This window comes from Pseudorhodobacter turbinis (genome assembly GCF_005234135.1).
GTDB lineage: Bacteria > Pseudomonadota > Alphaproteobacteria > Rhodobacterales > Rhodobacteraceae > Pseudorhodobacter > Pseudorhodobacter turbinis.
This window is the reverse complement of record NZ_CP039964.1, coordinates 1,121,744-1,148,547: the sequence shown is the minus strand read 5'-3', so window position 1 is coordinate 1,148,547 and position 26,804 is coordinate 1,121,744. Positions and strand designations below refer to the sequence as shown.

Sequence of the window (26,804 nt, the reverse complement as noted above, 5' to 3'; positions counted from 1 at the left end):
CCGGTTTCGGCATTATACATCCTCGGGCGTCGACTGCTTAGGGACATGGGCAGAAGACAGGTATGGAGGCTATCCGCATGATCCACAAAAATTGGGCCGAATTGATCAAACCGACGCAACTGGTGGTAAACCCCGGTACAGATGCGTCGCGCATTGCGACCGTCATCGCTGAACCGCTGGAACGCGGCTTTGGTCTGACGCTGGGCAATGCTTTGCGTCGTGTGTTGATGTCATCTCTGCAGGGTGGCGCTATCACCTCCGTGCAGATTGACAATGTGTTGCATGAGTTTTCCAGCGTTGCCGGTGTGCGTGAAGACGTAACCGATATCGTTTTGAACCTGAAGGGCGTCAGCCTGCGTATGGAAGTTGAAGGTCCTAAGCGGCTTTCGATCTCGGCCAAGGGTCCGGGCGTTGTTACCGCTGGGGATATCTCGGAAACTGCCGGGATTGACGTTCTGAACAAAGAGCATGTGATTTGCCACCTCGATGATGGTGCTGATCTGTTCATGGAACTGACTGTAAACACCGGTAAGGGCTATGTTTCCGCCGATAAAAACCGTCCGGAAGACGCGCCGATCGGGTTGATTCCGATCGATGCGATTTACTCGCCGGTGAAAAAAGTCAGCTACGAAGTGCAACCGACCCGCGAAGGTCAGGTTTTGGACTATGACAAGCTGACCATGAAAATCGAGACAGACGGGTCCCTGACGCCGGATGACGCAGTGGCCTATGCCGCGCGCATCTTGCAAGACCAACTCTCGATCTTCGTTAACTTCGATGAGCCTGAGTCGGCTACGCGTTCGGATGTTGACGACGGGTTGGAATTCAACCCGCTGTTGCTGAAGAAAGTGGACGAGTTGGAACTTTCTGTCCGCTCTGCGAACTGCCTGAAGAACGACAATATCGTTTATATTGGCGATCTGATCCAGAAAACCGAAGCCGAAATGCTGCGTACGCCTAACTTTGGCCGTAAGTCCTTGAATGAAATCAAGGAAGTGCTGTCAGGTATGGGCCTGCACCTTGGCATGGACGTTGAGGATTGGCCGCCAGAGAACATCGAAGATTTGGCGAAACGTTTCGAAGACCAGTTCTGATTGGCGGCGGCACCGGTCCTGTGCGGAACGGTGCCATCGCAACCAAGAAATGCCCATGTTGATGGGGAAGTACCGGGTCACATGACCCCAAGGTGAGTGGGCCCAAAAGCAGGACCTGCCGGACAAAGTAAAACGCGACGATAGGAGAATTTATATGCGTCACTCTCGTGGATACCGCCGTCTAAACCGTACACATGAACACCGCAAAGCGCTGTTCGCGAATATGTGCGGCTCGCTCATTGAACATGAGCAGATCAAGACCACTTTGCCAAAAGCAAAGGAATTGCGTCCGATCATCGAAAAGCTGATCACGCTTGCAAAGCGTGGTGATTTGCACGCACGCCGTCAGGCCTCTGCCCAGTTGAAGCAAGAGCAATATGTTGCCCGCTTGTTTGAAATCCTCGGGCCACGCTACAAAGAGCGCCAAGGTGGTTACGTACGCGTTTTGAAAGCTGGTTTCCGTTACGGCGACATGGCGCCTATGGCGATCATCGAGTTTGTTGACCGTGATCCAAATGCCAAAGGTGCTGCTGATAAAGCACGTGTCGCTGCGGAAGATTCCGCCGAAGGTTAAGGTGCCATAGGTTTCGTTGTTATAAGGCCCGCCGTTTTTGGCGGGCCTTTTTTTTGTCCGGCACCTGCCTTATAATATTTGGATGGAGTTGATTGTCCTAAACAGAAAATTAATGAAGATGGTGGTATCACACGCATGATGCTTTAGTGCCAGAATGGTGCCAGTAGGGCTTTGTCGGGAATGATGTCATTGCAAACGAAACTGTCAGATTTATATACGGAATTAGGTATCCTTGCGCCTCAAGGCTACGCCGTAGGTTTGCATATTCGCTTCGCTTCGCCGATGATTTACCATAGCCGCTACCCTGAGGAATGGGTCGCCTATTACAATGAAAATTCCTATTATCTGCGTGACCCACTTGTGTTTTGGGGGATCGGAACGACAGGAACAGCCCGCTGGAGCGAGATCCAGCTTCCCGACCCGTTCAATGTGCTAAAAAAAGCCGCCGCATATGGGCTGAACTATGGGGCTGTGTGTTCTTACGGGCCGATCACATCGCGTTCTATGGCAGGTATTTGCAGCGCGGATCGAGAGTTCTCGGATGACGATCTTGCCCGGCTGACTGAGATTACCGCGCGCCTTCACATCGAAGCCAAGCCGCCGACAGAGCTGACCAAAGCACAAATTGAAGCATTGCACTGCATTGCGAATGGCGACCGCCACACTGCCGCGGCTGCCAAACTGGGGATATCGGAAAGTGCCTTCAAGGCGCGCCTTACATCGGCGCGCACGCGGCTTGAAGCGCGCACCACTTCCGAAGCGTTGCGCAAAGCGCGAGAATATCGACTGCTTTAGGGCGAATGGCGCCCTTTTGATCGGTTTTCAACCCCAGAAGGAGTACTAAAATGGAAGTCACAACACTCTCGTATGAGAATTTGCACAATCATGGTGAACTGTTCGCGAATATGTTTCGTGCCCGTCATCGTTCATTTATCCTGCAAAACAAGTGGGACTTGCCGCAGGCCAACGGGATGGAATTTGACCAATATGACACGCCGGCAAGCCGGTGGGTTGCGGTCCATGAAAATGGACAGGTTCTTGCGGGGATCCGGTTGACGCCGACCACTCACCGCTGTGGAATTTATTCCTATATGATCCGTGATGCGCAGCTGGGGTTGTTGAACTCCATTCCCGGAACCTTGCTTTATGAGGAGGCGCCCGTCGCGGATCACATCTGGGAAAGCAGCCGGGTGTTTGTGTCGGATCTGGTTCCGGCCAATATGCGGCTGCGGGTGCAGCTTCAACTGCGCCACGAGATGGTGGTCTCAGCGCGGAGTTTGGGCGCTACCTCGGTTCTGGGGCTTATTCCTGAAAATTCGCGGCGGCTTGGCCGCAGGGTCGGTCTGGATTGTGAACCGGCCGGTCCAATCATGGATATCGACGGTGTGGATTGTGTTTGCGTGACCATCAATATGGCCGCAAAACTGCACTGACGGCGATCTTGGGCGGTCTGTCGAAGACGCGGTTATTGGCGGGTAAGAGATTGCCCTTCCTAACCTGAAACGAGGGGCGTAAGATTGCGGCTATGAGCGATCTTTTTGACAAAACCCCTCTGCCCACAGCAAGCGGCCCGCGCCCTTTGGCGGACCGCTTGCGCCCGCGCAAATTAACCGAGGTGATCGGGCAGGCAAAGGTTTTGGCGGAGGACGGGCCCTTGGGGTCGATGCTCTTGTCGGGCTCTTTGTCGTCCTTGATTCTTTGGGGCCCGCCGGGGGTGGGCAAGACCACGATCGCCCGGTTGCTCGCCGATGAGACAGACCTTTCTTTCGTGCAAATATCGGCGATTTTTACGGGCGTACCGGATTTGCGGAAGGTTTTCGAATCAGCGCGGTTGCGGCGGCAAAACGGCCAAGGCACTTTGTTGTTCGTAGATGAGATCCACCGCTTCAACAAAGCCCAGCAAGACGGGTTTTTACCTTATATGGAGGATGGCACCATCCTTTTGGTCGGTGCCACCACCGAAAACCCCAGTTTTGAATTGAACGCCGCTTTGCTCTCACGCTCTCAGGTCATCGTCTTAGAACGATTGTCTCTGGCGGAGCTGGAGCTGCTGGCCCAACGTGCCGAGCATGAGCTGGGCAATGCCTTGCCGCTTAAGGGCGACGCGCGTGAGGCGATGCTGGAGATGGCGGATGGCGATGGCCGGGCGTTGTTGAATCTGATCGAGCAGATCGCCGCTTGGAAGCTGGACACCCACCTGACCCGTGACCAGCTTGCGACGCGGCTGATGCGGCGCGCCGCGAAATACGATAAATCGGGTGAGGAACATTACAATCTGATATCCGCGCTGCATAAATCGGTGCGTGGTTCGGACCCGGATGCCGCCCTTTACTGGTTCGCGCGGATGCTGGAGGGTGGGGAGGACCCGCGCTTTCTGGCCCGTCGCATCACACGGATGGCGGTTGAGGATATCGGTTTGGCCGATCCGCAGGCCCAAGACATCTGCCTGCAAAGCTGGCAAACCTATGAGCGGCTTGGCAGCCCCGAAGGGGAGTTGGCGCTGGCACAGGCCTTGGTCTATCTGGCGCTCGCGCCCAAATCCAACGGGGTTTATACGGCTTATAAGGCGGCGCGCGCTGCGGCCAAGCAAACCGGATCGGAGCCGCCGCCAAAACATATCCTGAATGCGCCGACCAAGATGATGAAGGATATCGGCTATGGCACGGGTTATGCCTATGACCATGATGCCGAGGATGGTTTTTCGGGGCAAAATTATTTCCCTGACAACATGAAACGCCCTGTCTGGTACTCCCCCCCCGAACGCGGGTTTGAGCGGGAGCTGAACAAGCGCATCGACTATTTCGCCAAGCTGCGCGCCAAGCGTCAATCTTAGGGTCGGCCTTGTGTGGTTGACAAAACGTCCCCACGGGCACAGATAGCGGCGATGATGATAACGCTTTTTCAAGTGGCGCTTGGTGGTGCCTTGGGGGCTTCGGCCCGCTATCTTACGAATACCGCAGTAATGCGCTGGATCGGGCCGGGGTTTCCCTATGGCACGGTTTTGGTCAATATTGTCGGGTCATTCCTGATGGGGGTGCTGGTGGTCTCATTGGCGCATAAGGGGGGCATGCGCTATGCGCCCTTGTTGATGACGGGGCTGTTGGGCGGGTTTACCACTTTTTCGGCCTTTTCGTTGGATGCGTTTACCCTTTGGGAACGCGGACAGGAGGCTTTGGCTGGGGCTTATGTGTTTGGCTCGGTCATCGTGTCGATCGCGGCTTTGATTGCAGGAATTTTAACAATGCGGGGGATACTGGCATGAGTGCGGTAAAACTATTGACCGTGTCGGTGGATGAGGGCGAGCAGCGCCTTGACCGCTGGTTCAAACGGCGCTTTCCGGAACTGACCCAAGGGGCGGTTGAAAAGCTGTGCCGTACGGGACAGGTGCGGGTTGATGGCGGGCGGGCCAAAGCGTCCGATCGCGTGGCTCCGGGGATGGAAATTCGCGTTCCCCCCTTGCCCAAGAATGACGCGCCCTCACGCCCGACGGCGGGGCGTATTACGGCGGCCGATGAAAAGATGATCCAGTCTTGTGTGGTCTTTAAGGACGAGCATCTGATCATCATCAACAAACCGCCGGGCTTGCCAAGCCAAGGTGGCTCGGGGCAGGGGGACCGGCATGTTGACGGGCTGACCGAGGCGCTGAAGTTCGGCTATAAGGACCGCCCAAAGCTGGTGCACAGGTTGGACAAGGATACCTCGGGTCTGTTGATGCTGGCCCGCACAGACCGTGTTGCCCGCGCCCTGTCAGAGGCTTTGCGCCACCGCAACACACGCAAGATTTACTGGGCGGCCGTCGCAGGTGTGCCGAACCCGCGCAAAGGCTCTATCAAATATGGCTTGATGAAATCGGGGGGCAGGGGCCGCGGTGGCGAAGGCGAAAAGATGATCTGCATCCACCCCGCCAAGATGAATGAATACCCGGACGCCAAGCGCGCCCATACGGATTTCTTTGTGCTTTGGTTCCTCGGTTCACGTCTGTCGTGGATGGCATTGGAGCCGGTGACAGGCCGCACCCACCAGCTGCGCGCCCATATGGCCGAGCTTGGGCATCCGATCCTTGGTGACGGGAAATACGGCGGTTCTGGTGCGGAAAATCAGGGCGATGGCTGGGGCGCGTCGATTGGGGGCGAGGTCAGCCGCAAGCTGCATCTGCACGCGCGTTCGTTGACGATCGAACACCCGATCTCCAAGAAGCTGATGACCTTCACCGCACCGTTGCCGGACCATATGGCGCGCACATGGAAATCGCTGGATTGGGGGGTCAAAGATGTGCCCGCCGATCCATTCGGGGGCAATGCATGAGCAGTTGGGCACCAAAACGGTTCTGGAAACAGGCAGAGGCGACCGCGGCAGAGCAAGGCTTTACCGTGACGCTGGACGGTCGGGGTTTGAAAACGCCGGCCAAGACCGCTTTTTGGGTGCCCAGCATGGATCTCGCGCAAGAGGTTGCGCGTGAGTGGCAGGCGCAAGAGGATTTCGTGCGGCCTGAAACCATGCCTTATACCAGAACGGCGAATTCCGCGCTGGATAAGGTGACGCCGCAATTTGCCGCCGTGGCCGATATGCTTGCGGCTTATGGCGGGTCGGATTTGCTGTGCTACCGTGCTGAGGCCCCGCAAGAACTGGTGGCCCGTCAGGCGCAGGCTTGGGACCCGCTGCTGGATTGGGCGGCGGAAAGTTTTGGCGCGCGGTTGACTGTAACGCAGGGCCTTATGCCGGTAGAGCAACCGCCCGAATGTGGCGCGCTTTTGGCTGGGGCCGTCCATGCGCAGACGCCGTTCCAGCTTGCAGCTTTCCATGATCTTGTCGCGATTTCGGGGTCCTTGGTTCTAGCGCTTGCCATTGCGCGGGGGCATCTGACGCCGGATGAAGGTTTTGCGTTGTCGCGGATTGATGAGGATTGGCAATCCGGACTCTGGGGCGTTGATGATGAAGCCGCCGCATTCGAGGCCCAGAAGCGCCAAGGCATTTCCCATGCAGCGCGGTTTTTCGAATTGTGCGGGTAACAATCTTGCAAGAACCCTTGTTCTAAAGACGCCTTCTTCCTAAATACCTTGAATAAACTCAAAAAATCATGGTTTTTGCCGGGTTTCGTAGGGTTCTGCTTGACCTTTTAAAGAGGTTCGGGGGAAACTACCTTAAACTGAGGCAGGGGTTCCGTTATCAGTTTTGTCCTCAACAGGGGCTAGGGAGAAATAATTCCGCCTGAAATTGGGCGGCAATCAGGAAGAGGTAATAAATGAAGAAAACCGTACTTGTTGGAGCAATGACCGCCGCCGCGACTTTGGTCACCGGTGCTGCGTCTGCGACCATATTGGAAGAGGTCCAAGGCCGCGGTGAATTGCACTGCGGTGTGTCGACCGGTGTTAACGGTTTTTCGGCACCGGATTCGACGGGCGAATGGCAAGGCTTTGACGTTGCGATTTGCCGCGCCGTTGCAGCAGCCGTGCTGGGCGATCCGAATAAGGTGAAGTTCACCAGCACCACGGGTCAAACCCGATTCTCCGCACTTGCTTCGGGTGAAATCGATATTTTGACGCGGAACACGACTTGGACCATGAGCCGTGATGCCGATCTGAAATTCAGCTTTGCGGGCGTCAACTATTACGACGGCCAAGGCTTTATGGTGAACAAGGCCCTTGGCGTTTCGTCGGCCAAGGAGCTTGATGGCGCGACTGTGTGCATTCAGACCGGCACCACGACCGAGTTGAACCTGGCAGACTATTTCAAAGCCAACAATATGAGCTATGAGCCGGTTCCAATTGAGACCAACGCCGAGGCGCAGCAGCAATATCTTGCTGGCGCTTGCGATGTGTACACCACTGACGCTTCCGGTCTTGCCGCGACGCGTGCAACCTTTGCAGATCCGGAAAACCACGCTGTGTTGCCCGAGATCATCTCCAAAGAGCCGCTTGGCCCCTTGGTAGCGCATGGGGATGACCAGTGGGGTGACATTGTTCGCTGGACGATGAACGCATTGGTGGCAGCCGAAGAGCTTGGCATCACTTCGGCCAATATCGAGGAGCTGTCCAAAGGCACGGCCAATCCTGAAATCAACCGTATGCTCGGGGCGTCCGATGATGATCTGGGTGCAATGGTTGGTCTGGATAAGGAATGGGCCAAGCGCGCCATTTCTGCCGGCGGCAACTACGGTGAGATTTTCGCAGCTAATATTGGCGAATCCACCCCAATTGGTTTGGCACGCGGCTTGAACGCGCTGTGGACGCAGGGCGGCCTGCAGTACTCTCCGCCCTTCCGGTAAGGCGCGACAATATCAAAAGGGCGCATCCAAAGGTGCGCCCTTTTTTGAACCAATCGAATGTTTGGCAATGCATGGGAATACCCCAGTAGCATCAGAGCGCGAAAACGCGCCGGACCAGACGCAGGGAGAACATAATGGCGACAACGTCAGAAAATCCGGGCACCTCGTTTCGGCTGGGTATGCTTATCTATGATACACGTTACCGTTCGATAACCATCCAAATTGTATTTCTGTTTCTGTTCATGGCCGGGTTTGCCTGGTTGGTGGACAACACTTTGACGAACCTTGCCGATAAGGGAAAAGACATTGATTTTAGTTTCCTCGGCATGCGTGCGGGGTACGACATCAATCAGCGACTGGTAGATTATACCAATGACAGCAGTCATGCGCGCGCCTGGATCGTGGGGCTGTTAAATACGCTGGTTCTGGCATTTTGTGCCTGTGTCACTGCCACAGTGATCGGTGTGATTGCGGGGGTTTTGCGGCTTTCAAAGAACTGGATCGTGTCGAAATTGATGACGCTCTATGTGGAGCTGTTTCGCAATGTGCCGCTTTTGCTGTGGATTATCGTTATATTCGCGGTTCTGACCGAGGTAACGCCGGCCCCGAATGCGTTTCGCGGTGAAACGCCATCTGCCTCTATGATGTTATTTGACAGTGTTGCCGTGACCAACCGCGGGACCTATGTCCCCAGCCTGCTGTTCGGGCGGAGCCTTGGGGACGTGAACCTTGGGCTGATGACCGTCAGCATGAATTACTTCATCCTTTTGTTCATCATTGTCGGAAGCATTTGGGGATACCGCAAGCTGCAACGTGATGCGTTGAAGCAACAAGAAGCAACCGGCGCCCGCCCGACAACGTGGTGGAAATCAGCCTTGGTTCTTATCGCACCACTGTTGATTGCTTTGATCGCGATGGGGACCCATCTGGAATATCCGGCGCTGAAGGGGTTCAACTTTCGGGGCGGCGGTTATATCCGCAATTCCTTTATCGCGATGTGGCTGGCGCTTACGGTCTATACCGGCGCGTTCATCGCCGAGAATGTGCGCTCTGGTATCCTTGCTGTGTCACGCGGGCAGTCAGAGGCCGCCTTTGCGCTTGGGCTGCGGCCGGGGCGGACGATGTCGCTTGTGGTTTTGCCGCAAGCCTTGCGGGTGATTATTCCGCCGCTGATTTCGCAATATCTCAACATCACCAAGAACACCTCGCTGGCGCTTGCGGTCGGTTATATGGACCTTCGGGCCACGCTGGGCGGTATTACGCTAAACCAGACGGGACGAGAGTTGGAAAGCATGTTGTTGATGATGCTGACATATCTGGTCATCAGCCTGTTAATCTCTGGCGGGATGAATGTTTACAACAATGCCGTCAAATTGAAGGAGCGTTGAGATGACAGATAAAACGATCTCTTTCGTCCGTACGGATATGCTGCCGGAAAAAGCTCCGCCGAGTAGTCAGGTCGGGCCGGTGCGCTGGGTTCGGGAAAACCTGTTCTCCGGTCCGTTCAATACGATTTTGACGCTTCTGGGTATTCTGATCCTGTACTTTCTGACCGTCCATATCGGTCCTTGGTTCCAGAATTCTATCTGGAATGCCAATTCGCTGGCTGAGTGTCGCGAGATCCTTGCCGGACAAAGCGGCGCCTGTTGGGGGGTTATCAAGGACCGCTGGCACCAGCTTATCTTTGGCTTCTACCCGTCCGAGGAATACTGGCGCCCGACGATCACCTTCTTTTTGATGTTGGTCGCAGTTGCGCCGATCTTGTTTGGCGCATTGCCCCGCAAGCTGCTGTGGTTCTCGGCGATCTTTCCTGCGTTGGCGTTTTGGCTACTGTGGGGCGGAAGCATCTGGTATTCGGTCTTTGTGATGCTGGGCTTTGTGGTTGCCTATGTGGTCTTCAGGGCTTTGCAGCAGGTTTCCAGCGTGGTTGCCATGGTTGTCGCAATTGCAGCGGCTGTCATTTGGTGGCTGTTCCTTGCCGGGCCACTGGGGGATATGGTCGCCTCGGTGGTGCCGGTGGCGCTGCCCTACATCCGGTCGGATGATTTTGGCGGCTTCATGATTTCCATTATCATCGGGGTTACAGGCATTGCGTTTTCGCTGCCCATTGGCATTTTGCTGGCCCTTGGGCGCCAGTCCGATATGCCCTTAGTCAAGTGGATCTGTGTTGGCTTTATCGAGTTTATCCGTGGCGTGCCGCTGATCACCTTGCTGTTCACGGCCAGCTTGCTGTTGAACTACTTCCTGCCACCCGGAACGAATTTCGACATCATCTTGCGGGTTATCATCATGGTAACGCTGTTTGCCGCGGCCTATATGGCCGAGGTCGTGCGCGGGGGCTTTGCGGCCCTGCCACGCGGCCAGTACGAGGCGGCGGATGCGCTTGGCCTTGATTATTGGAAGGCACAGCGGCTTATCCTGCTACCGCAGGCGTTGAAGATTTCCATTCCGGGGATCGTGAACACCTTTATCGGGCTGTTCAAGGACACCACGCTGGTTGTGTTTATCGGCATTCTGGACCCGATTGGCCTGTCCAATGCGATCCGTGCGGATAGCAATTGGAACGGCATCATCTGGGAACTCTACGCCTTTATCGCGCTTTGTTTCTTCATCTTCTGTTTCGGCATGTCCCGGTATTCCCAATACCTTGAAGGCAAGCTGAAAACCGATCACCGCTAAAGGAGCCCGCTATGCAAGATACCATGGCAGAACGTACCGTCGATCGCAGCCACATGCAGGTAAGCGATGAGGTGGCGATTCAGATTTCGAAAATGAACAAATGGTACGGCACATTCCACGTGCTGCGCGATATTGATCTGACGGTAAATCAAGGGGAGCGGATCGTGATCGCGGGCCCCTCCGGTTCGGGGAAATCGACGCTTATCCGCTGTATCAACCGGTTGGAGGAACATCAGGCCGGTCAGATCATCGTTGATGGCACCGAGTTGACGAGCGACCTAAAGAACATCGACAAAGTGCGCTCAGAGGTGGGGATGGTGTTCCAGCACTTCAATCTGTTCCCGCATCTGACCATTCTGGAGAACCTGACCTTGGCCCCGATCTGGGTGCGTAAAACCCCCAAGAAAGAGGCCGAAGAGGTGGCGATGCACTATCTCGAAAAGGTAAAAATCCCGGAACAAGCGCATAAATTCCCCGGTATGCTGTCGGGTGGGCAGCAGCAGCGGGTTGCCATCGCGCGCTCTCTTTGCATGAAGCCGCGGATTATGTTGTTTGATGAGCCGACATCAGCCCTTGATCCCGAGATGATCAAAGAGGTCTTGGACACGATGATCGAGTTGGCCGAGGAAGGCATGACAATGCTGTGTGTGACCCATGAGATGGGCTTTGCGCAGGCGGTGGCCAACCGCGTGATCTTTATGGACCAAGGGCAGATTGTGGAACAAAATAACCCGCATGACTTCTTTAACAATCCGCAGTCGGATCGCACGAAATTGTTCTTAAGCCAGATTTTGGGTCATTAAACAGGGAAAAACCCAGCCTTCGGGCTGGGCTTTTACAAGTTCAGGCGGCTATTTCACGCGGGATCACAAAATCCAGCGTGGCCCCTGCGCCAAAGGCCACACCTTTCCAATCATCTTCGGTAAAGTCGACAACCAGCGTGGCCCCGGTGGGATAGCGCGGGAATTCGGCATTGGCAGGCGCACGGGCCACCAGGCGGGCTGCGAACTCTGCGATGCCGGGGTTATGCGCGATGATCATAACGGTTTCGGCAGTGGCCTTGCGCAGCACGGCAAGCAAAACATCCGGCCCGGCATTATAAAGCGCGGGCTTCAATGTCACCGCTGCGGCATCGGGCATTTCGGCGGCAATGCGGACATATGTTTCTTGCGTGCGCAGGGCGTCAGAGCAAAGCACCTCCCCCGGAATATAGCCGCGCGAGGCAAGCCATTGGCCAAGATCGGCCGCCGCCACATTGCCCCTATCGTTGAGGGGGCGATCATGGTCGGACATCAGCGGGTCGTCCCAGCTCGATTTGGCGTGACGGGTTAGGATCAGGCGTTTGGTCATGCTTATTGCCTCATATGATCAACGTTGTGTCACATCAGTGTTGCACAGGCGCAGGCAAGTGGGCAAGCACGACCGACCGCTATCCGTCGCTGGATGTGACGCGTGCGGGTGTGTTGGGGGACCGGATCAAAGAGCCGGCACCGTGATCGGTAAACAGCTCCAGCAAACATGCGTTCTGTATGCGGCCGTCAAGGATGACCACGGCGCGAACACCTTGCTCAATCGCCATCAGCGCGGTCTCGGTTTTGGGAATCATACCGCCCGAAATAACGCCCTGTTCTGTCAGGTCGCGGACCTCTTGGGTGGTGAGCTGGGTGATCACCTCGCCCTCTGCATCCTTTACGCCTGCAACATCGGTCAGCAGCAACAAGCGATCGGCCTGCAGCGCGCCCGCAATTGCACCAGCGGCGGTATCACCGTTGACGTTAAAGGTTTCGCCATTGTCGCCGGGGGCAACCGGGGCCACGACGGGAATGATCCCGACGCTGAACAAATCGCGCAAGACCTGCACACGCATATCGCGGGGGCGGCCGACAAAGCCCAGCTCCGGATCGTCATAGTCGCAGACCATCAGATCATCATCCTTGCCGGAAATCCCGACAGCGCGCCCGCCTGCATCATTGATCGCCTGCACAATGCGCTTGTTCACAAGACCAGAAAGCACCATCTCCACCACCTCGACGGTCGCGGCATCGGTGATGCGCTTGCCGCGCAGAAACTCGGATTTGATGCCAAGCTTGGCCAAAAGGCTGTTGATCATCGGCCCGCCGCCATGCACGACCACAGGGTTCAAGCCAACTTGGCGCATGAAAACGATGTCTTGAGCAAATTCCTCCATCGCGTCGTCGTCGCCCATCGCATTCCCGCCGAATTTCACGACGACGGTCGCACCGGAATAGCGCTGCAAATAGGGGAGTGCCTCATTCAAGGTGCGGGCGGTGGCAATGGAATCACGCATATTGAGTAACTGCTTTTTCATGGCTGGGTCCCTTTGGGGTTTGCTTTTGGTAGCGGTTTTACGCCCCCATGCCAAGTGGTCAGAGCAGCGCTTGCACCTGCCGCGCATAAGCTTAATCTGACCGCAAGACGATAAGGGAGACACGTGATGACAGAGCAGAAAACACTGGTTTTAACCGGGGCAAGCCGTGGGATTGGCCATGCGACGGTGAAACGATTCTCTGCCGAGGGGTGGCGGGTGCTGACCTGTTCGCGCCAGCCGTTTGATCCGCGCTGCCCGTGGCCAGGCGGCGAGGAGAACCATATTCAGATCGACCTCGCCAACCCAACCAAAACAATCGCCGCAATTGAGGTGATTCGGGAAAAAGTGAACGGCAAGCTTGATGCGCTGGTCAATAACGCTGGCATTTCACCCAAAGGGGAGGGCGGCGGGCGGCTGAATACGCTTGAGACGGATCTGATGACTTGGGGCCAGGTCTTTCACGTCAACTTTTTTGCATCGGTCGTTCTGGCGCGTGGGTTGCAGGCGGAATTGGTCGCGGCAAAAGGCGCGATTGTGAATGTGACATCGATTGCGGGGGTGCGGGTACATCCTTTTGCGGGCGCAGCTTATGCGACATCAAAGGCGGCGCTGGCCGCGCTTACGCGCGAGATGGCACATGATTTCGGGCCGATGGGCGTACGGGTGAATGCCATCGCGCCGGGGGAGGTGGAAACTGCCATCCTTAGCCCCGGCACGGATAAAATTGTGGAACAACTGCCGCTTCGTCGTTTGGGCCAACCCTCAGAGGTGGCCGATGCGATCTGGTTCCTGTGCTCGCCCCAGTCCAGCTATATCTCAGGAACGGAAATAGAGGTGAACGGCGCGCAGCACGTTTAGCCGTTAGATCAACGTGGCGATCGTGGCGCGCAGCGTCTCGATCCCAAGGCCTTTTTCCGAAGAGGTCACGATCAATTCGGGAAACGCGGCGGGGTGCTTGGCCAATGCGGCGCGGGTCTGGTCGATATTCTGATCCAGCTCTACTTTGCTGATCTTATCGGCTTTGGTCATCACGGCCTGAAAAGTGACGGCCGAACGGTCCAGAAGGGTCATGATCTCATGGTCCACATCCTTTACCCCGTGCCGCCCGTCGATTAGCACAAAGGCGCGGCGCAAGGTTTGGCGACCGGACAGATAGCTTTTCAGCAAAGCCTGCCATTTCGCGACGACCGGAAGCGGGGCGGCGGCATAGCCATAGCCCGGCAAGTCGACCAGATAGCGTTGCGTGCCAAGGGCGAAATAGTTGATCTCTTGTGTCCGGCCGGGGGTGTTGGACGCGCGTGCGACGTTTTTGCGGTTGGTCAACGCATTGATCAGGCTTGATTTTCCGACATTTGAACGGCCCGCAAAGCAAACCTCCAGCCGGTCGGCAGGGGGCATGCCCGACATGGCAACCACGCCTTTGACAAAGTCGACGGGGCCGGCAAACAGCAGCCGCCCGGCCTCACGCGCGGCGGGTTCCGGTTCTTCGGCAAGGGGAAAGGGAAGTTGGGTCACGACAGGCTCCACTCATCGTTGAGGGTGATTGTGCCACCCTGTTTCACCACTGCATAGACGCCAAAATCCTGATGTCCATAGCCGGTTTTCAGGGCGGCAAGTGTATCTGCATCAACCTGTCCGGTTTCGGGGTTGGTCATCGTGGCACGGCATCGGGTGATGCGTTCTTTGATCGTTAAAATAGCGTCGCCGAGAGCAATATCACGCCCGATCCAGTCAAATTCGGCAAAGGGTTCTGCCCCGTTTAGCCAAAGATTGCCGCGGAAACGATCTGCCGACAGGCATGTTCCCATGCTCTCTGACAAGGTTGCCAGAGAGCTTGAAGACAAGATGGAAACAGATGGAAATGCGCTATCCGTCATGCCCACCGGCGCCGAAACGATCTGTTTGGGTTGCGCGCGCTCTTTCGGGGAAAGCGGTGCGATCCAATCCAGAAAGCCGAGGAGATCGGCGGGATCATCGGGATGGAATGTCAAATCCGGGCGCTGCGGGTGACGCAAGGTGACTGCATTGCCCTGTAGCTCTGCGGTGATGGCCATAAGCTGCGGGGCTTTTGCACCGCGATGGAAATTACTGCAAGGGTTCCATCCGGGAACCAGCTTTGCCGCCTCATGTGCGACGGCCCAGCGACGATCCCCGGGAAGACAGGCCCCCGCCGAAAGCAGAACGGACGCGAGATCCTCGCGTCCGTGTGCCTTGATCGGGTGGCGGCAAATGCGAGCCAGCCGTTGTGTCATTTTTTACCCGGTTTCTTGGCCGCCGCGGCAGGTGCTGCTGCGGGTTTGCGTTTAAAGCTGGCCTTGATGTTGCCGAAAATATCCGGCGTATGGCCATGGCTTTTCATGATGATGAACTGCTGGGTGAAGGTGATCACGTTGTTGGTGATCCAGTAAACAACCAAGCCACTGGCAAAGCTCCCGAGCATGAACATGAAGACCCATGGCATCCAGGCAAAGATCATCGCTTGTGTCGCATCTGTCGGTGTCGGGTTCAGCTTTTGCTGCAACCACATCGAGACCCCCAAAAGCAGAGGCAGCACGCCGATAAACACCAGCGCCATCATCGTTCCCGGTTCTGGTGCCGCCCAAGGCAGGGCGCCGAACAGGTTGAACAACGAGGAGCTGTCCGGGGCCGAAAGGTCGTTCAACCACCCAAAGAAGGGCGCGTGACGCAGCTCCAGCGTAACAAAAATCACCTTGTAGAGAGAGAAGAAAATCGGAATCTGGATCAGGATCGGCAGGCAGCCCGCAGCTGGGTTGACCTTTTTTTCCTTATACAGCGTCATCATTTCCTTCTGAAGCTTTTGCTTGTCGTCGCCGGTGCGCTCTTTCAACGCTTCCATTTCCGGCTGCAATTCCTTCATCCGCGCCATGGAGACGTAGGATTTATAGGCAAGCGGGAACACCAGCGCTTTGAGCAGGAAAGTCAGGGCAATAATTGCAAGACCCATATTGCCGATCATAGCATTCAGCCAGTGCAACACAGCAAAGATCGGCTTGGTGAAGAAGAAAAACCAACCCCAGTCGATGACGTCAATGAAACCGTCGATACCGCCGGTTTTCTCGTAGTTGCGCAGCGTTTCCCACTCTTTCGCCCCTGCAAACAGGCGCGAATTCGTTGTTGAGGTCGTACCGGGTGCTACGCTGACCAAAGGTTGGCGGGTTTCCGTTTGGAAAATATCGGCGCTTGCGACGTACTTGGTGACGGCGGTGAAGGGCTTGCCCTGTTCGGGAATCAGCGCGGTCATCCAGTATTTACTGGTAAACCCGATCCAGCCGTCTGTGGTGGCTTGGTTCACCTCGGCCAATGCGGCCTCACGTTCAACCAGTGGAAGTTTTGCCGCGGCTTTATATTTCACTTCTTCCAAAGTGCCATCGGTCCGCTGCACAATGCCTTCGTGGCTTAGGTAAAACCCTTCGAGGTCATCCGGAATGCCGTGCCGTGCCACGATGCCGTAAGGTGCAAGGCGGACCTCGGCGCCGGTCTGGTTTTCGACGCTTTGCTCGACGTTGAACATATAGCGGTCGTCGACCGAGAGAACACGTTTGAACACCAGCCCTTTGCCATTGTCCCATTGCAGGGTGATCGGCGTTTCCGGGGTCAGGGTGTTTGAGCCGACCTGCGACCAAAGCGTATTCGCGCCCGGCACATCGTCAAAGCCAAGATTTCCGGCCGGGGTCCAACCATAAAGCGCGTAATAGGCATGTGGCTGGCCAACGGGCGAAAGCAGCGTGACAATTTCGGAGGCGGGATCAATCGTCTCATGATAATTGCTCATCGCCAGATCGTCGATACGCCCCCCCAACAAGGAGATTGTGCCTTTCAGGCGTGGAGTGTCGATGGCCAGGCGGGGGGCCGCTGCCTTTTCCGCGGCCGCAGCCGTTTCGGAATTGGCGACCGTTTCCGCAGGCGGCGTTATCGCCTCTGTCGCCGTTGTGACTGCGGCCGGCGCGTTTGGATCAACGACCGGCTCGGCTGGTGGGAAAAATACAAACCACACCAGAATCACAAGGAAACTGAGGGCTGTTGCGAGGATGAGATTTTTGTTCTGATCGTCCATCTGGGACCAACACCGTTCCTGTTCAGGTTCAGCGGTGGTTCAACGATAGGGGGGGGCAAAGGTCAAGGGCTTTTCCCCCGATTTGCCCTGTTCGCCTTCGATTACATCCCTAAATTTGCTCTTGACGGACCAACAGGCGTGCGCAGCGGGGATGGCTGGCGGTTGCTTGACTTCCCCGAAGGGCAATTCTGGTTTGGCGCATCAGCGGGTCCGGGTGCCTATTTGAGGGAGCTTCGCGCGGCGGGACTGATGCTGGATGATCCAGTCTTGCGTGGCCTCGAAAGCCATTGGTTTGGCAATCAGGAAGCCTTGTACATGGCCACAGCCAAGCTGCGCCAGCATGGCGTGTTCCCCTACACTTTCTATGCCTTCGGCCAGGGTTTCCAACCCCATCCGTTCGGCCAGTGACAAAATGCCAGAAACTAGCTTTTGTTGCTCACGGTCTTCGTCCACTTTCCGCACAAAACTGCGGTCAATCTTGATTCGGCGCACCGCAAAGCGCCTGATGTTGGTGATTGAGGAATGGCCTGTCCCGAAATCATCCAGATCGATTCCGCAGCCGAGCTTGGAAAGTTCCAGAATGTTGCGGACAATTACGTCATTATCGGTTTCGGCGATCACGGTTTCCAGAATTTCAACGCAAAGCCGGTCCGGGGTGAGGTCAAAACGGTCCAACTCCCATTTCAGTTTTTCTGCCAAACGTGGGTTGCGCAATTCCGCGGCCGAGAAGTTCACCCCGACGTTCGGGACGCGCAGCCCTGCTTTGTCCCAGCTGACTATGGCTGCTAATGCGTGATACAGCATGACTTCGCCAAGACGTTCACAAAGCCCGGCCTCTTCAATCGCGGGGAGGAATTCAGAGGGGGAGATAATGCCACGGTCTGCATGATGCCAGCGGGCCAATGCTTCAAACCCCGAGATTTCGCCTGTGTCCGTGCAGATCTGTGGTTGGTAGTGGGGCCGAATGTCGCCCTCTTCCATCGCGCGCTCTAACTCATTGCGCAGGGCGTCGCGGTCCGAGCGTTTGCGGGCCATGCCGGGGATATAGGCACGGATGGCGCCGGGGCCGTTGCGCCGGGCCTCATCTGCGGCAACCTGTGCGGCATCCAGCAAGGCCGCTCCGATCGGCTGTGGTGATCTTGCACCAAGGCAGAACCCGATCGAGCAATTCACATAAAGTTTTGCCGCGTCGATACTGATGGGGGGGGTTAAGGCCTCTTGCAGACGGGCGGCAACCTGAATCATCCCTTCCAGATCAACGCGGCGCATTGGGGCGAGTGCAACCGCGAAGCCGCCACCTTCCAGACGCGCGACGGAGTCACCATCCCGCAATGCGGCGCACAAACGTTCGGCACTGCGAATCAATACTTCGGTTTGTACCGCGCGACCGTGGCGGTCCAATAGCTCATCGGCATCGTCAAACTGGATTACAAAGCAAGCCGTGGTCCGGCCCGTGGTATCGGCCTCTTGCAAGGCATGATCGAGGAACTTTGTGATCTGGGGACGATGCGCGATGCTGCCGGGGGGATCAATATCTGTGACAGAAAAGGTATTCGTGCCACGAAGCACCCCTGCAAAAAGAAAAATCAACGGCAGCCCCAAGGCTGTCATCATCATTATCGACTCTCCGCCCACCCAATAGGCCAAGAGAGAGATTGCGGGCAAGAAGACCAGTAATTCCGGACGGCGTAACCAGGGCTTTATGCGTGCAGCAAAGCCGGGCCTGGAAACGGCGGTTGATTGATGTGACGGTCTCGGCATGCACGTGTCCCCTTAGTCATCTGAAACAGAGTTCTGGCCCCTGTGATCTTTGACGCTAAGGTGGATAAGCTAAGTGGAAGGTTAATAGTCGCCTGTAAGTTGTAGAAAATTCTACCTATCGTCCTGCGGTCGCGGCGCCAGCGATTTGAAGTCAAACAGCGTCGGATCCAGCAAATGGGACGGATTGGCATTTTGCAGAGCCCGGAACATGATCTGGCGGCGACCGGGGCTTCGGGCCTCCCATTCATCCAGCATCGCCTTTACCTGTTGACGCAAAAGCCCGTCCTGACTGCCGCAAAGGTCACATGGAATGATCGGATATTGCATCCCGCTCGCGAATTTCTCGCAATCAGCCTCGGCGACCAGCGCCAAGGGACGCAAGAGCAAAAGGTCACCATCCTCGTTCAAAAGCTTTGGCGGCATGGTCGCCAGCCGTCCGCCATGGAACAAATTCATGAACAGAGTTTCTAACATATCGTCACGGTGGTGCCCCAAAACCACCGCCGAACAGCCTTCTTCGCGGGCGATTCGGTAAAAATTTCCGCGGCGCAAACGTGAACAGAGCGAACACATGGTTCCCCCCGGCGCGATTTTATCCATAACGATGGAATAGGTGTCGGCATATTCGATGCGGTGTTCCACCCCCATCCGCGATAAGAAGTCCGGCAGAACCGTCGCCGGAAAGCCGGGCTGCCCCTGATCGAGATTGCAGGCCAGAAGCTCCACCGGCAGCAGGCCACGCCATTTCAGCTCATGCAGAATGGCCAATAGGGTATAGCTGTCCTTGCCGCCCGACAGGCACACCAACCAGCGCGCGCCGGGTTGGATCATGCCGTAAACCTCAATCGCCTCACGCATGTTCTGCACGATGCGCTTGCGCAATTTTTTGAATTCGGTGGTTTTGGGCGCGCCGTGGAAAAGCGGGTGAATGTCGTCCATCTTGTCCAGCATCGCTTAGCCTCGCTTTGGTTTTTTATCCGGCACAGGGTCATAACCATCGCCGCCCCAAGGGTGGCAGCGGCAAATGCGGTGCGCGGTCAGATAGCCGCCCTTGATCCCGCCATGCTTTTCCAGCGCCTCCATCGCGTAGGCCGAACAGGTGGGTTGAAACCGGCAGCCATGACCGACCCAAGGGCTTAGCAATAAACGATAAGTGCGGACGGGCAGGGCAAGCACATGGGCAAGCGGTGTCATTTCCGCGGCTTTCGGGGGGCGTGGAGCTGTGCCAAGGCGGTTTCGAGATCCTGCAGAAGGGCTGCGAAATCGCGGTCGATCGTCACTTTGGGGCGTCCGACAAGCACGTAATCCCAACCGGCGTGGCCCAAGGTTGGCAAAATGGCCCGCGCAATTTCACGCAGCCGCCGCTTTGCACGGTTGCGCGCCACGGCATTGCCAATTTTCTTGGAGCAGGTGAAACCGACGCGCATATCGCTGCTGTCATCCCCGCGGGCGCGTCCTTGAAGCAAAAAGCCTTGGGCCGCTTGGCGGCGTGCAGAGGCTGCGCGCAAGAAATCTGCGCGTTGGCGCAAGGTCTCGGGCATCAACCCCGAGGATTTTGCGCATGATGAAACCGCCGAGGGCGGTCGGGTTGTGACATTGCTGTCGTCTCCCTGTGCCTTCGGCGGTGTCATGTTATTTGTCCTTCAAAAAGCGGGGCGTAAAAAGGCCCCAGCCAATTAGGCCGACAGCTTCTTGCGGCCTTTGGCGCGGCGCAGGTTCAAGATATTGCGGCCAGCCTTGGTCGACATACGCAGGCGGAAACCGTGGCGCCGCGTACGGACCAGGTTCGACGGTTGAAAGGTACGCTTCATCGCGGTTCTCCATCACATGTGCTACAACAGGTATTCGGGCGGGAGTCGCCACAAACCGATCCGTTGCGCTTATTCCAAGCCCGTCCTTTACGCATCCGATTGGCCCAAGTCAATTCGGCTGGGGCGCATTTTCTGCAACATTTCCGCCCTGACCGCGATTTTATGCCGCAACAGGTGGTCAAATGTTTCAATCGGGCGGCTCTTAATGCCGAATCTGTCATCTGCGATCAACGCCGCGTGAGAGGGGTGTCACGAAAGCAATATATTGCGCATCTTCCCCAAAGCCAAATTGGGCATATCGCCGGAGAAGAAGATGACAAATACGCCTGTTAGCCAGATAAAACCTACTGCCAAAGCCGGATGGGCGCAAAAGATGCCGATTCTGATCATTTTGGCCGTTGCCGCGGTGGGGGCGTTTTTACTGGGCGATCTCATCAGCTTTGAGGCGCTTGCCGCGAACCGCGAGGCTCTGATTGCCTTTCGCGATGCCAATTACGTGCTTGCCGCATTGGGCTTTGTTGCGGCCTATACGCTAGTTGTGGCGTTTTCGTTGCCGGGTTCGTTGATCGCCACGCTGACGGGGGGCTTTTTGTTTGGCACCTTTCCGGGCGTCCTTTTTAATGTGACGGGCGCCACTATCGGCGCGATTGCGATTTTTCTGGCAGCCCGCAGCGGATTTGGCGCGCGCTTCTCGCAAAAGCTTGAGGGTAAGGGCGGCGCGGTGGCCAAGCTTCAGGCGGGCCTGCGCGAAAACGAATGGTCGGTGCTGTTCTTGATGCGGCTGGTGCCGGTGGTGCCGTTCTTTCTGGCCAATCTGGTGCCGGCCTTTGTCGGCACGAAGCTGCGGCGTTTTGCGATTTCGACCTTCCTTGGCATCATGCCCGGTGGGTTGGTTTATACCTCGGTCGGGGCAGGGCTGGGTGAGGTCTTTGCACGCGGCGAGACACCGGATTTCTCCATTATATTTGCCCCGCATGTGCTGGGCCCAATTCTGGGGTTGGCGGCATTGTCGGCCCTTCCGATTCTTTTGAAATTTTTACGCAAGAAAGCGAGCTGATCCATGGAAATGATTGAAACCGATATCTGCATCATCGGGGCAGGCTCTGGCGGGTTGTCGATTGCGGCGGGTGCTGTGCAAATGGGCGCGCGGGTTGTGTTGATCGAAGGCGGCGAGATGGGCGGGGATTGCCTTAATGCGGGCTGTGTCCCCTCCAAGGCGCTTATTGCATCGGCAAAACATGCCCATGCGATGACCACGGGCGCCGCGTTCGGCATTGCCCCCGTCACGCCGGAAATTGATTTTGCAGCGGTGAAGGATCACGTTGCCGAGGTGATTGCAGGCATCGCCCCTTTGGACAGTCAGGAGCGGTTCGAGGGGCTGGGTGTGCGGGTTATTCGGGCTTGGGCCAAGTTTACCGGCCCCAAAGAGGTTGAGGCGGGCGAGTACCGCATCAAGGCCCGCCGCTTTGTGGTGGCCACAGGCTCGCATCCCTTTGTGCCGCCCATTCCGGGCATAGAGGCGGTGCCCTATCTAACGAATGAGACGATCTTTGCGCAACGGGAACGGCCCGACCATCTGATCGTTATTGGCGGTGGCCCGATCGGGATGGAAATGGCGCAAGCGCACCGCAGGCTTGGCTGTAAGGTGACTGTGGTGGAAGGGGCCAAGGCCTTTGGTCGTGATGATCCCGAAGCGGCGGCCGTTGTTCTGACGGCAATGCGCAATGAGGGTGTCGAGGTGCTGGAGGATGCGCCGGTTGTGCGCGTCGGTGGGCAAGAGGGCGCGATAGAGGTGGAGATAAAAGACGGCCGTGTTGTCCATGGCTCCCATCTTTTGATGGCTGTGGGGCGGCAGGTCTCGCTTGACGGGCTGGGGCTTGAGGCGGCGGGCGTGGAGTTCACCCGCAAGGGTGTGACCGTGGGCGCCGATCTGCGGTCGAGCAACCCCAAGGTCTATGCCGTTGGTGATGCTGCGGGCGGGCTGCAATTTACCCATGTTGCGGGCTATCATGCGGGGGTTGTTATCCGCCAGATGCTCTTTGGCCTGCCATCCAAGGCCAGCACGGCGCATATCCCTTGGGCGACCTATACCGACCCGGAACTGGCGCAAGTTGGCCCGACCGAGGTCGAGGCCCGCAAGATCCATGGCGATGCCCTAACCGTGCTACGGTTTGAGTTTGCCGAGAATGACCGCGCCCGCGCGATGCGTGAAACCGAAGGCCTTATCAAGGTGATGGTCGTCAAAGGCCGTCCCGTTGGTGTCACCATTGCCGGCGCACAAGCCGGTGAATTGATCGGGCTTTGGGCGATGGCGATTGCGGCCAAAATAAAAATTAGCGCGATTGCGGGAACCGTATTGCCCTATCCGACGTTATCAGAAGTATCCAAACGCGCAGCGGGGGCCTATTTCTCGCCCAAGCTTTTTGATAATCCAATGGTAAAGCGTGTGGTGGGGGTGGTGCAACGCTACTTACCTTGAATTTTGCGCCCGATAGGGATTGTTTACCCCTATCGGGTTAACTGGACGAAAAAGAAAGCGGGTGCGAACTTGGCGAAAAAACGGTCTGGGTTTCTGAATACGCTTTCGGGGCGTTTCTTGCTGCTGACCGTGGCCTTTGTTATGCTGGCCGAAGTGCTGATTTTCGTACCTTCTATCGCCCGGTTCCGCGAAGATTACCTGCTTTTGCGGCTGGAGAAGGCTCAGATCGCGTCTTTGGCCCTTCTGGCTACTGACGGTATGATCAGCACTGAGCTGGAGACAGAGCTTCTGGCAAATGCCGACGTCTATAACGTGGTGCTTTGGCGCGATCAGATTCGGCAGCTGATCCTCTCCTCTCCGGTTAATAGCGATATATCGGCGACCTATGATTTGCGTATCGCAACACCGTTGCATTTGATGCGGGATGCCTTGGTCGTTTTGGTGGACAGTCAGGATCATGCGGTCCGGGTGATCGGCCATCCGGTGCAGGATGCAGGTTTTCTTATCGAAGTGACCATGCCGACGGCCCCTTTGCGCAAAGCAATGCTGGACTATGGGCTGCGCGTTTTCATGCTTTCCGCGCTGATTTCGGTCGTGACGGCGTCGCTGCTGTTCTTTGCTGTGCGGCGCTTGCTCGTCTTGCCGATTCGCCGGGTGGTGGAGCACATGGCCCTATATGCCGACGCCCCCGAGGATGCGCGCCGCGTGATCGCCCCCACCTCGGGTGTGGTGGAGGTGCGCGAGGCCGAGGAGGCATTGCAAAGCCTGCAAACCCAGATGACAGGTGCCTTGCGACAAAAGGAGCGCTTGGCCCAGCTTGGGTCGGCTGTTGCAAAAATCAGTCATGATCTGCGCAATATCCTGACAACCGCCCAGCTTTTTGCGGATAGAATCGAACATAGCGTTGATCCGGTGGTCGCGCGGATCGCCCCCAAGCTTGTCGGCTCCATCACCCGTGCTGTTTCCTTGTGCGAATCGACATTGGCGTTTGGTAAGGCCGAAGAACCTTCGCCGCGTTTGTCCCGCTTTGCCTTGGGTCCCTTGGTCGAAGAGGTGATCGAGGCCGAAGCGCTGGGCGAGCGGCCGGGGGTGAGCTGTCTGGTTGATATCCCCGCAGGGTTGATCCTGCGTGCGGATGCCGAGCAGTTGTACCGCGTCTTGGCCAACCTGATGCGCAATGCGATGCAGGCGTTGGAGGCGACCGGAAAAGAAGGCGTGATAGAGGTGTCCGCCGGCGAGACAGATAGCGCATGGTGGATCAGGGTGGGTGACACTGGCCCCGGCTTGCCGCTGCGCGCCCGTGAGCATCTGTTTACTGCCTTTCAGGGCAGCGCGCGCAAGGGTGGGTCAGGCTTGGGCTTGGCGATTGCATTTGAATTGGTGCGCGGACATGGCGGACGGCTGGAGTTGCTGCGCAGTGACGAGGCCGGAACGGAGTTCATTATACATTTGCCTAAGATGGACGGTTTGGAAGACGCGGGCCAATAAGACAGGCTTGGCGGCCTGATTTATTTTAGAACATCCAATCCGATGATGTCGGGTTGATGTCATTCCTGGATTAAGCGCACGGCAGCCCCCATGCTCATGGAAATCGCAGGGTAGTTCGCCGGACGTGGGCAGAATCTGGTAGGCGGAAAACGAGCCCATGTGGCAATCAAACGAAAAGATCGAAGAAATTTTGAAAGATTTGCTTTTAACCTCTTGCGCCCGGAGGTGTGGGGCGGTAAATCGCCCCTACTGCACCCGTAGCTCAGCTGGATAGAGCATCAGACTACGAATCTGAGGGTCGGGCGTTCGAATCGCTCCGGGTGCACCAATTTTCCTTTTTGTTATAAATGCTTACGCCCTAACGGGCGAAATGTGTTTTTGCTACCGCTACGATAATGCTACGCTCATTATTATGCTGTAGCAGCACCGGTACAGCCCTCCTTCGATCTCCTATGTGATTCTGTTTTTGGGATTCAGTTATTCTTGCACAGATGCCTTAAACCGGCACGGGCTGCGTCAGCCGCAATCTTACAATGAACTGCGACGAAAATTATCCGGTTCTGGTGTTCGGATGTCTCGTTACTGTAGTCCCTGCGATGGGTTTCAAGTTCACGCCGTCCAAAGACGCGGCATGCTGGTAGATGTTGGGTCATGCAGGGTAAGTGCACTTCTAGTCAGCCATATTGAAACAAGGTCGGGTAGCGTACCTTAGCTGCAGCACGCAGCAAAGACCGCTGTGCGGGCATTGTTGCTGTTGACTGCGTGTGCTCGGCCTTCGCTATGACTGCGAAGATCATCGGTGACAAAGGCTCTAGGAGCTATTCGCTGCACCACCACAAAAAAAACTGAACTTACGGCGCTAGCGAGCTGGCGGCTTTCGCATTATGTTACGCGGAAGCTGACATATGACGCTAGTCCACCGAATTCGCAGTGACGAGGCCCGCGCACCTGCAACTAGATGTCGTGGGGCGAAAGTGTGTATGGCGTGCCTTGATAAGGCCAATGGTTGTAAGAATTTCAGAGCTTGTGGAGCACCCTCATGATTATCGCACTCCTCTTCAACTGGCGAGCGTATCCGGAAAATGACAACTACTGGGAAAAAATCCGTGAAGTAGTATTCAAGACTGGGATCATCCAAAAGTCTGGTCGCCACATGAAGCTTGCGGTGGGCGACATCCTAGTCGGCCTCACGCGAGGACAGGACCCGGAGGTGATCTATCGCAACGCCTTTGCTAAAAGCGACTTTAGTCTCGTTGACGACTACAGACTCTGTGATGGCTTCCCGACCGTTTTTGGCATGGTGTTTGAAAACATGCCTCGAATGCTTGCTGTTGAGCTGGACGCAGCCCTTCTTCCGCACGATTGCTATCTGGGTGCTCTATCGGTCCACCTTGAATTTCCACCCCACCGTGTGCTTTATAGATCGCGCTTAAGTCCACAATATCGAATCCATGGCACCCGTCTCCGCAGGTTTTTCTCTATGGGCAATGAGGAGTGCTACGACCCTGAAGAAATTTCGGAGATGCAGTTGCTCGGGTTCTCCGACGTCGCCCTCGAAGACACCGGCATGGCTCGGACGGTCCTCGACGACTTTGATACGCTTCGCCATTTTGAACGCATCGCCGCCTTTCGGGAACTGCTATCTTCAGCGGTTGACCTTAATGAAGACGAAATCTACCAACTGACGATGTTGCTCGAAGATCTCAGTCCTAAGCTCTTCAATGCACTTGGCGCAGCAGCGGAGCGCCTCAAAGTTGCAGAAAATGAGGAGGACCTAGCGCAAGTCGCTCTGTCAGGTCGGCGGTATATGGAACAGCTAGCCGATGCCTTGTTTCCCGCTGTTGAATGCAAGCGTCGGGGGCGTGCGCTCACTGCCGCAGCGTATAAGAACCGACTGTGGGCTTTCGTGGAGGATCATGACACAAATGGGCCTGCGAGGCTTCAGGAAATTGGTGCGGAGATCGATCGGGTGGTTGGGGAACTCAATGGCGGACTTCACAGTAACCGCTCGAAGAAGCGTGTAGCAGCAGCCATCTGCGACGCAGCCATCCTCACCGCGAGATTGTTCTCTCTCGCGCCGGAGATGGTCAGGAATGGCTACCTTGCCTATATGGAGGGCTGGCGAGGCTTCGTTGAGGAGCTTGCCGTTCAAAATGATAGGGTCGGTCACTAGCGCGAAAGTGGATGCCGAGCCAAAGGAGTTCGAATGCTAGCTCCGGGCTGCTCGCTTTGCAGCACGTATCGAGGTA

27 protein-coding genes and 1 tRNA gene are annotated in these 26,804 nt (G+C 56.5%); 18 read left to right on the top strand and 10 right to left on the bottom strand.

Annotation, left to right across the window (positions count from 1 at the left end):
* Positions 1–77 precede the first annotated feature (77 nt).
* The 12 genes from EOK75_RS05415 (at position 78) to EOK75_RS05360 (ending at position 11,415) form a co-directional block, all read left to right on the top strand.
* Entirely contained in the window at positions 78–1,094 is a 1,017-nt protein-coding gene (locus EOK75_RS05415) for a DNA-directed RNA polymerase subunit alpha (protein WP_137192949.1), read from the top strand.
* Positions 1,095–1,248: 154 nt separating this feature from the next.
* A complete protein-coding gene (rplQ, locus tag EOK75_RS05410; protein WP_137192948.1) occupies positions 1,249–1,668 on the top strand; it encodes a 50S ribosomal protein L17 in 420 nt (139 codons plus the stop codon).
* 180 nt (positions 1,669–1,848) lie between these two features.
* A complete protein-coding gene (locus EOK75_RS05405) occupies positions 1,849–2,463 on the top strand; it encodes a helix-turn-helix transcriptional regulator (protein WP_338053349.1) in 615 nt (204 codons plus the stop codon).
* A 50-nt stretch (positions 2,464–2,513) separates the two neighbouring features.
* On the top strand, positions 2,514–3,101 hold the full coding sequence (locus EOK75_RS05400; protein WP_137192947.1) for an acyl-homoserine-lactone synthase: 588 nt from the start codon (positions 2,514–2,516) through the stop codon (positions 3,099–3,101).
* A 92-nt stretch (positions 3,102–3,193) separates the two neighbouring features.
* A complete protein-coding gene (locus EOK75_RS05395) occupies positions 3,194–4,501 on the top strand; it encodes a replication-associated recombination protein A (protein WP_137192946.1) in 1,308 nt (435 codons plus the stop codon).
* Between the two features lie 51 nt (positions 4,502–4,552).
* Positions 4,553–4,930 carry a fluoride efflux transporter CrcB gene (gene crcB / locus EOK75_RS05390; RefSeq protein ID WP_137192945.1) on the top strand — a complete coding sequence of 126 codons (378 nt, stop codon included), beginning with the start codon at positions 4,553–4,555 and terminating at the stop codon, positions 4,928–4,930.
* On the top strand, positions 4,927–5,973 hold the full coding sequence (locus tag EOK75_RS05385; protein ID WP_137192944.1) for an RluA family pseudouridine synthase: 1,047 nt from the start codon (positions 4,927–4,929) through the stop codon (positions 5,971–5,973). The genes crcB and EOK75_RS05385 overlap by 4 nt, the downstream gene beginning before the upstream one ends.
* The gene (locus EOK75_RS05380; RefSeq protein ID WP_137192943.1) at positions 5,970–6,677 is read left to right on the top strand and encodes an ATP12 family chaperone protein; all 708 of its coding nucleotides are present in this window, start codon (positions 5,970–5,972) and stop codon (positions 6,675–6,677) included. Before EOK75_RS05385 ends, EOK75_RS05380 begins: the two co-directional genes overlap by 4 nt.
* A 233-nt stretch (positions 6,678–6,910) precedes the next feature.
* A complete protein-coding gene (locus EOK75_RS05375; protein ID WP_137192942.1) occupies positions 6,911–7,933 on the top strand; it encodes an amino acid ABC transporter substrate-binding protein in 1,023 nt (340 codons plus the stop codon).
* Positions 7,934–8,067: 134 nt separating this feature from the next.
* The gene (locus EOK75_RS05370; RefSeq protein ID WP_137192941.1) at positions 8,068–9,321 is read left to right on the top strand and encodes an amino acid ABC transporter permease; all 1,254 of its coding nucleotides are present in this window, start codon (positions 8,068–8,070) and stop codon (positions 9,319–9,321) included.
* Position 9,322: 1 nt separating this feature from the next.
* The gene (locus EOK75_RS05365) at positions 9,323–10,612 is read left to right on the top strand and encodes an amino acid ABC transporter permease (RefSeq protein WP_137192940.1); all 1,290 of its coding nucleotides are present in this window, start codon (positions 9,323–9,325) and stop codon (positions 10,610–10,612) included.
* An 11-nt stretch (positions 10,613–10,623) separates the two neighbouring features.
* Complete coding sequence (locus tag EOK75_RS05360) at positions 10,624–11,415, top strand: amino acid ABC transporter ATP-binding protein (protein WP_276612521.1); 792 nt, start codon at positions 10,624–10,626, stop codon at positions 11,413–11,415.
* A 40-nt stretch (positions 11,416–11,455) separates the two neighbouring features.
* Here the strand turns inward: EOK75_RS05360 and EOK75_RS05355 are convergent, their stop codons facing one another.
* The gene (locus EOK75_RS05355) at positions 11,456–11,962 is read right to left on the bottom strand and encodes a SixA phosphatase family protein (protein WP_137192939.1); all 507 of its coding nucleotides are present in this window, start codon (positions 11,960–11,962) and stop codon (positions 11,456–11,458) included.
* A gap of 79 nt (positions 11,963–12,041) precedes the next feature.
* Positions 12,042–12,941: an acetylglutamate kinase gene (argB, locus tag EOK75_RS05350; protein WP_137192938.1), complete on the bottom strand. Its 900-nt coding sequence runs from the start codon at positions 12,939–12,941 to the stop codon at positions 12,042–12,044.
* Between the two features lie 126 nt (positions 12,942–13,067).
* Here argB and EOK75_RS05345 point away from each other — a divergent pair, with 126 nt between their 5' ends.
* On the top strand, positions 13,068–13,799 hold the full coding sequence (locus EOK75_RS05345; RefSeq protein ID WP_137192937.1) for an SDR family oxidoreductase: 732 nt from the start codon (positions 13,068–13,070) through the stop codon (positions 13,797–13,799).
* A 3-nt stretch (positions 13,800–13,802) separates the two neighbouring features.
* Here the strand turns inward: EOK75_RS05345 and yihA are convergent, their stop codons facing one another.
* From yihA to rpmH, 8 genes are all read right to left on the bottom strand, one after another.
* Positions 13,803–14,456: a ribosome biogenesis GTP-binding protein YihA/YsxC gene (gene yihA, locus EOK75_RS05340; RefSeq protein ID WP_137192936.1), complete on the bottom strand. Its 654-nt coding sequence runs from the start codon at positions 14,454–14,456 to the stop codon at positions 13,803–13,805.
* Positions 14,453–15,193 carry an MOSC domain-containing protein gene (locus EOK75_RS05335; RefSeq protein WP_137192935.1) on the bottom strand — a complete coding sequence of 247 codons (741 nt, stop codon included), beginning with the start codon at positions 15,191–15,193 and terminating at the stop codon, positions 14,453–14,455. The genes yihA and EOK75_RS05335 overlap by 4 nt, the downstream gene beginning before the upstream one ends.
* Positions 15,190–17,016, bottom strand: a complete 1,827-nt coding sequence (gene yidC / locus EOK75_RS05330) for a membrane protein insertase YidC (protein WP_137192934.1) — start codon at positions 17,014–17,016, stop codon at positions 15,190–15,192. The genes EOK75_RS05335 and yidC overlap by 4 nt, the downstream gene beginning before the upstream one ends.
* Before the next feature lie 201 nt (positions 17,017–17,217).
* A complete protein-coding gene (locus EOK75_RS05325; protein WP_240794027.1) occupies positions 17,218–18,633 on the bottom strand; it encodes a putative bifunctional diguanylate cyclase/phosphodiesterase in 1,416 nt (471 codons plus the stop codon).
* Between the two features lie 255 nt (positions 18,634–18,888).
* On the bottom strand, positions 18,889–19,728 hold the full coding sequence (ttcA, locus tag EOK75_RS05320; RefSeq protein WP_137192932.1) for a tRNA 2-thiocytidine(32) synthetase TtcA: 840 nt from the start codon (positions 19,726–19,728) through the stop codon (positions 18,889–18,891).
* Between the two features lie 3 nt (positions 19,729–19,731).
* Positions 19,732–19,971: a membrane protein insertion efficiency factor YidD gene (gene yidD / locus EOK75_RS05315; RefSeq protein WP_137192931.1), complete on the bottom strand. Its 240-nt coding sequence runs from the start codon at positions 19,969–19,971 to the stop codon at positions 19,732–19,734.
* On the bottom strand, positions 19,968–20,408 hold the full coding sequence (gene rnpA / locus EOK75_RS05310) for a ribonuclease P protein component (RefSeq protein ID WP_137192930.1): 441 nt from the start codon (positions 20,406–20,408) through the stop codon (positions 19,968–19,970). The genes yidD and rnpA overlap by 4 nt, the downstream gene beginning before the upstream one ends.
* Before the next feature lie 45 nt (positions 20,409–20,453).
* Positions 20,454–20,588, bottom strand: coding sequence for a 50S ribosomal protein L34 (gene rpmH, locus EOK75_RS05305; RefSeq protein WP_137192929.1), 135 nt, complete (start codon positions 20,586–20,588; stop codon positions 20,454–20,456).
* Positions 20,589–20,901: 313 nt separating this feature from the next.
* Between rpmH and EOK75_RS05300 the strand changes: the two genes are divergently transcribed.
* The 5 genes from EOK75_RS05300 (at position 20,902) to EOK75_RS05280 (ending at position 26,728) form a co-directional block, all read left to right on the top strand.
* Positions 20,902–21,645: a TVP38/TMEM64 family protein gene (locus tag EOK75_RS05300; RefSeq protein ID WP_137192928.1), complete on the top strand. Its 744-nt coding sequence runs from the start codon at positions 20,902–20,904 to the stop codon at positions 21,643–21,645.
* A 3-nt stretch (positions 21,646–21,648) separates the two neighbouring features.
* The gene (locus EOK75_RS05295) at positions 21,649–23,067 is read left to right on the top strand and encodes a dihydrolipoyl dehydrogenase family protein (protein ID WP_137192927.1); all 1,419 of its coding nucleotides are present in this window, start codon (positions 21,649–21,651) and stop codon (positions 23,065–23,067) included.
* Positions 23,068–23,208: 141 nt separating this feature from the next.
* Positions 23,209–24,555 carry a sensor histidine kinase gene (locus EOK75_RS05290; RefSeq protein ID WP_137194301.1) on the top strand — a complete coding sequence of 449 codons (1,347 nt, stop codon included), beginning with the start codon at positions 23,209–23,211 and terminating at the stop codon, positions 24,553–24,555.
* Between the two features lie 251 nt (positions 24,556–24,806).
* Positions 24,807–24,883 (top strand) — tRNA-Arg (locus tag EOK75_RS05285).
* Between the two features lie 711 nt (positions 24,884–25,594).
* Positions 25,595–26,728, top strand: a complete 1,134-nt coding sequence (locus tag EOK75_RS05280; RefSeq protein WP_137192926.1) for a hypothetical protein — start codon at positions 25,595–25,597, stop codon at positions 26,726–26,728.
* Positions 26,729–26,804 lie beyond the last annotated feature (76 nt).

Coding starts and splice junctions, on each gene's coding strand:
- EOK75_RS05380 (WP_137192943.1), top strand. CDS start 5,970: ATGAGCAGTTGGGCACCAAAACGGTTCTGGAAACAGGCAGAGGCGACC.
- yidD (WP_137192931.1), bottom strand. CDS start 19,971: ATGACACCGCTTGCCCATGTGCTTGCCCTGCCCGTCCGCACTTATCGT.
- EOK75_RS05360 (WP_276612521.1), top strand. CDS start 10,624: ATGCAAGATACCATGGCAGAACGTACCGTCGATCGCAGCCACATGCAG.
- EOK75_RS05395 (WP_137192946.1), top strand. CDS start 3,194: ATGAGCGATCTTTTTGACAAAACCCCTCTGCCCACAGCAAGCGGCCCG.
- crcB (WP_137192945.1), top strand. CDS start 4,553: ATGATGATAACGCTTTTTCAAGTGGCGCTTGGTGGTGCCTTGGGGGCT.
- EOK75_RS05335 (WP_137192935.1), bottom strand. CDS start 15,193: ATGACACAACGGCTGGCTCGCATTTGCCGCCACCCGATCAAGGCACAC.
- EOK75_RS05400 (WP_137192947.1), top strand. CDS start 2,514: ATGGAAGTCACAACACTCTCGTATGAGAATTTGCACAATCATGGTGAA.
- ttcA (WP_137192932.1), bottom strand. CDS start 19,728: ATGCTGGACAAGATGGACGACATTCACCCGCTTTTCCACGGCGCGCCC.
- EOK75_RS05405 (WP_338053349.1), top strand. CDS start 1,849: ATGATGTCATTGCAAACGAAACTGTCAGATTTATATACGGAATTAGGT.
- EOK75_RS05355 (WP_137192939.1), bottom strand. CDS start 11,962: ATGACCAAACGCCTGATCCTAACCCGTCACGCCAAATCGAGCTGGGAC.
- EOK75_RS05365 (WP_137192940.1), top strand. CDS start 9,323: ATGACAGATAAAACGATCTCTTTCGTCCGTACGGATATGCTGCCGGAA.
- EOK75_RS05280 (WP_137192926.1), top strand. CDS start 25,595: ATGATTATCGCACTCCTCTTCAACTGGCGAGCGTATCCGGAAAATGAC.
- EOK75_RS05290 (WP_137194301.1), top strand. CDS start 23,209: ATGCTGGCCGAAGTGCTGATTTTCGTACCTTCTATCGCCCGGTTCCGC.
- EOK75_RS05375 (WP_137192942.1), top strand. CDS start 6,911: ATGAAGAAAACCGTACTTGTTGGAGCAATGACCGCCGCCGCGACTTTG.
- rnpA (WP_137192930.1), bottom strand. CDS start 20,408: ATGACACCGCCGAAGGCACAGGGAGACGACAGCAATGTCACAACCCGA.
- EOK75_RS05345 (WP_137192937.1), top strand. CDS start 13,068: ATGACAGAGCAGAAAACACTGGTTTTAACCGGGGCAAGCCGTGGGATT.
- EOK75_RS05325 (WP_240794027.1), bottom strand. CDS start 18,633: ATGATGATGACAGCCTTGGGGCTGCCGTTGATTTTTCTTTTTGCAGGG.
- EOK75_RS05415 (WP_137192949.1), top strand. CDS start 78: ATGATCCACAAAAATTGGGCCGAATTGATCAAACCGACGCAACTGGTG.
- EOK75_RS05385 (WP_137192944.1), top strand. CDS start 4,927: ATGAGTGCGGTAAAACTATTGACCGTGTCGGTGGATGAGGGCGAGCAG.
- EOK75_RS05300 (WP_137192928.1), top strand. CDS start 20,902: ATGACAAATACGCCTGTTAGCCAGATAAAACCTACTGCCAAAGCCGGA.
- yidC (WP_137192934.1), bottom strand. CDS start 17,016: ATGGACGATCAGAACAAAAATCTCATCCTCGCAACAGCCCTCAGTTTC.
- rpmH (WP_137192929.1), bottom strand. CDS start 20,588: ATGAAGCGTACCTTTCAACCGTCGAACCTGGTCCGTACGCGGCGCCAC.
- rplQ (WP_137192948.1), top strand. CDS start 1,249: ATGCGTCACTCTCGTGGATACCGCCGTCTAAACCGTACACATGAACAC.
- EOK75_RS05295 (WP_137192927.1), top strand. CDS start 21,649: ATGGAAATGATTGAAACCGATATCTGCATCATCGGGGCAGGCTCTGGC.
- argB (WP_137192938.1), bottom strand. CDS start 12,941: ATGAAAAAGCAGTTACTCAATATGCGTGATTCCATTGCCACCGCCCGC.
- EOK75_RS05370 (WP_137192941.1), top strand. CDS start 8,068: ATGGCGACAACGTCAGAAAATCCGGGCACCTCGTTTCGGCTGGGTATG.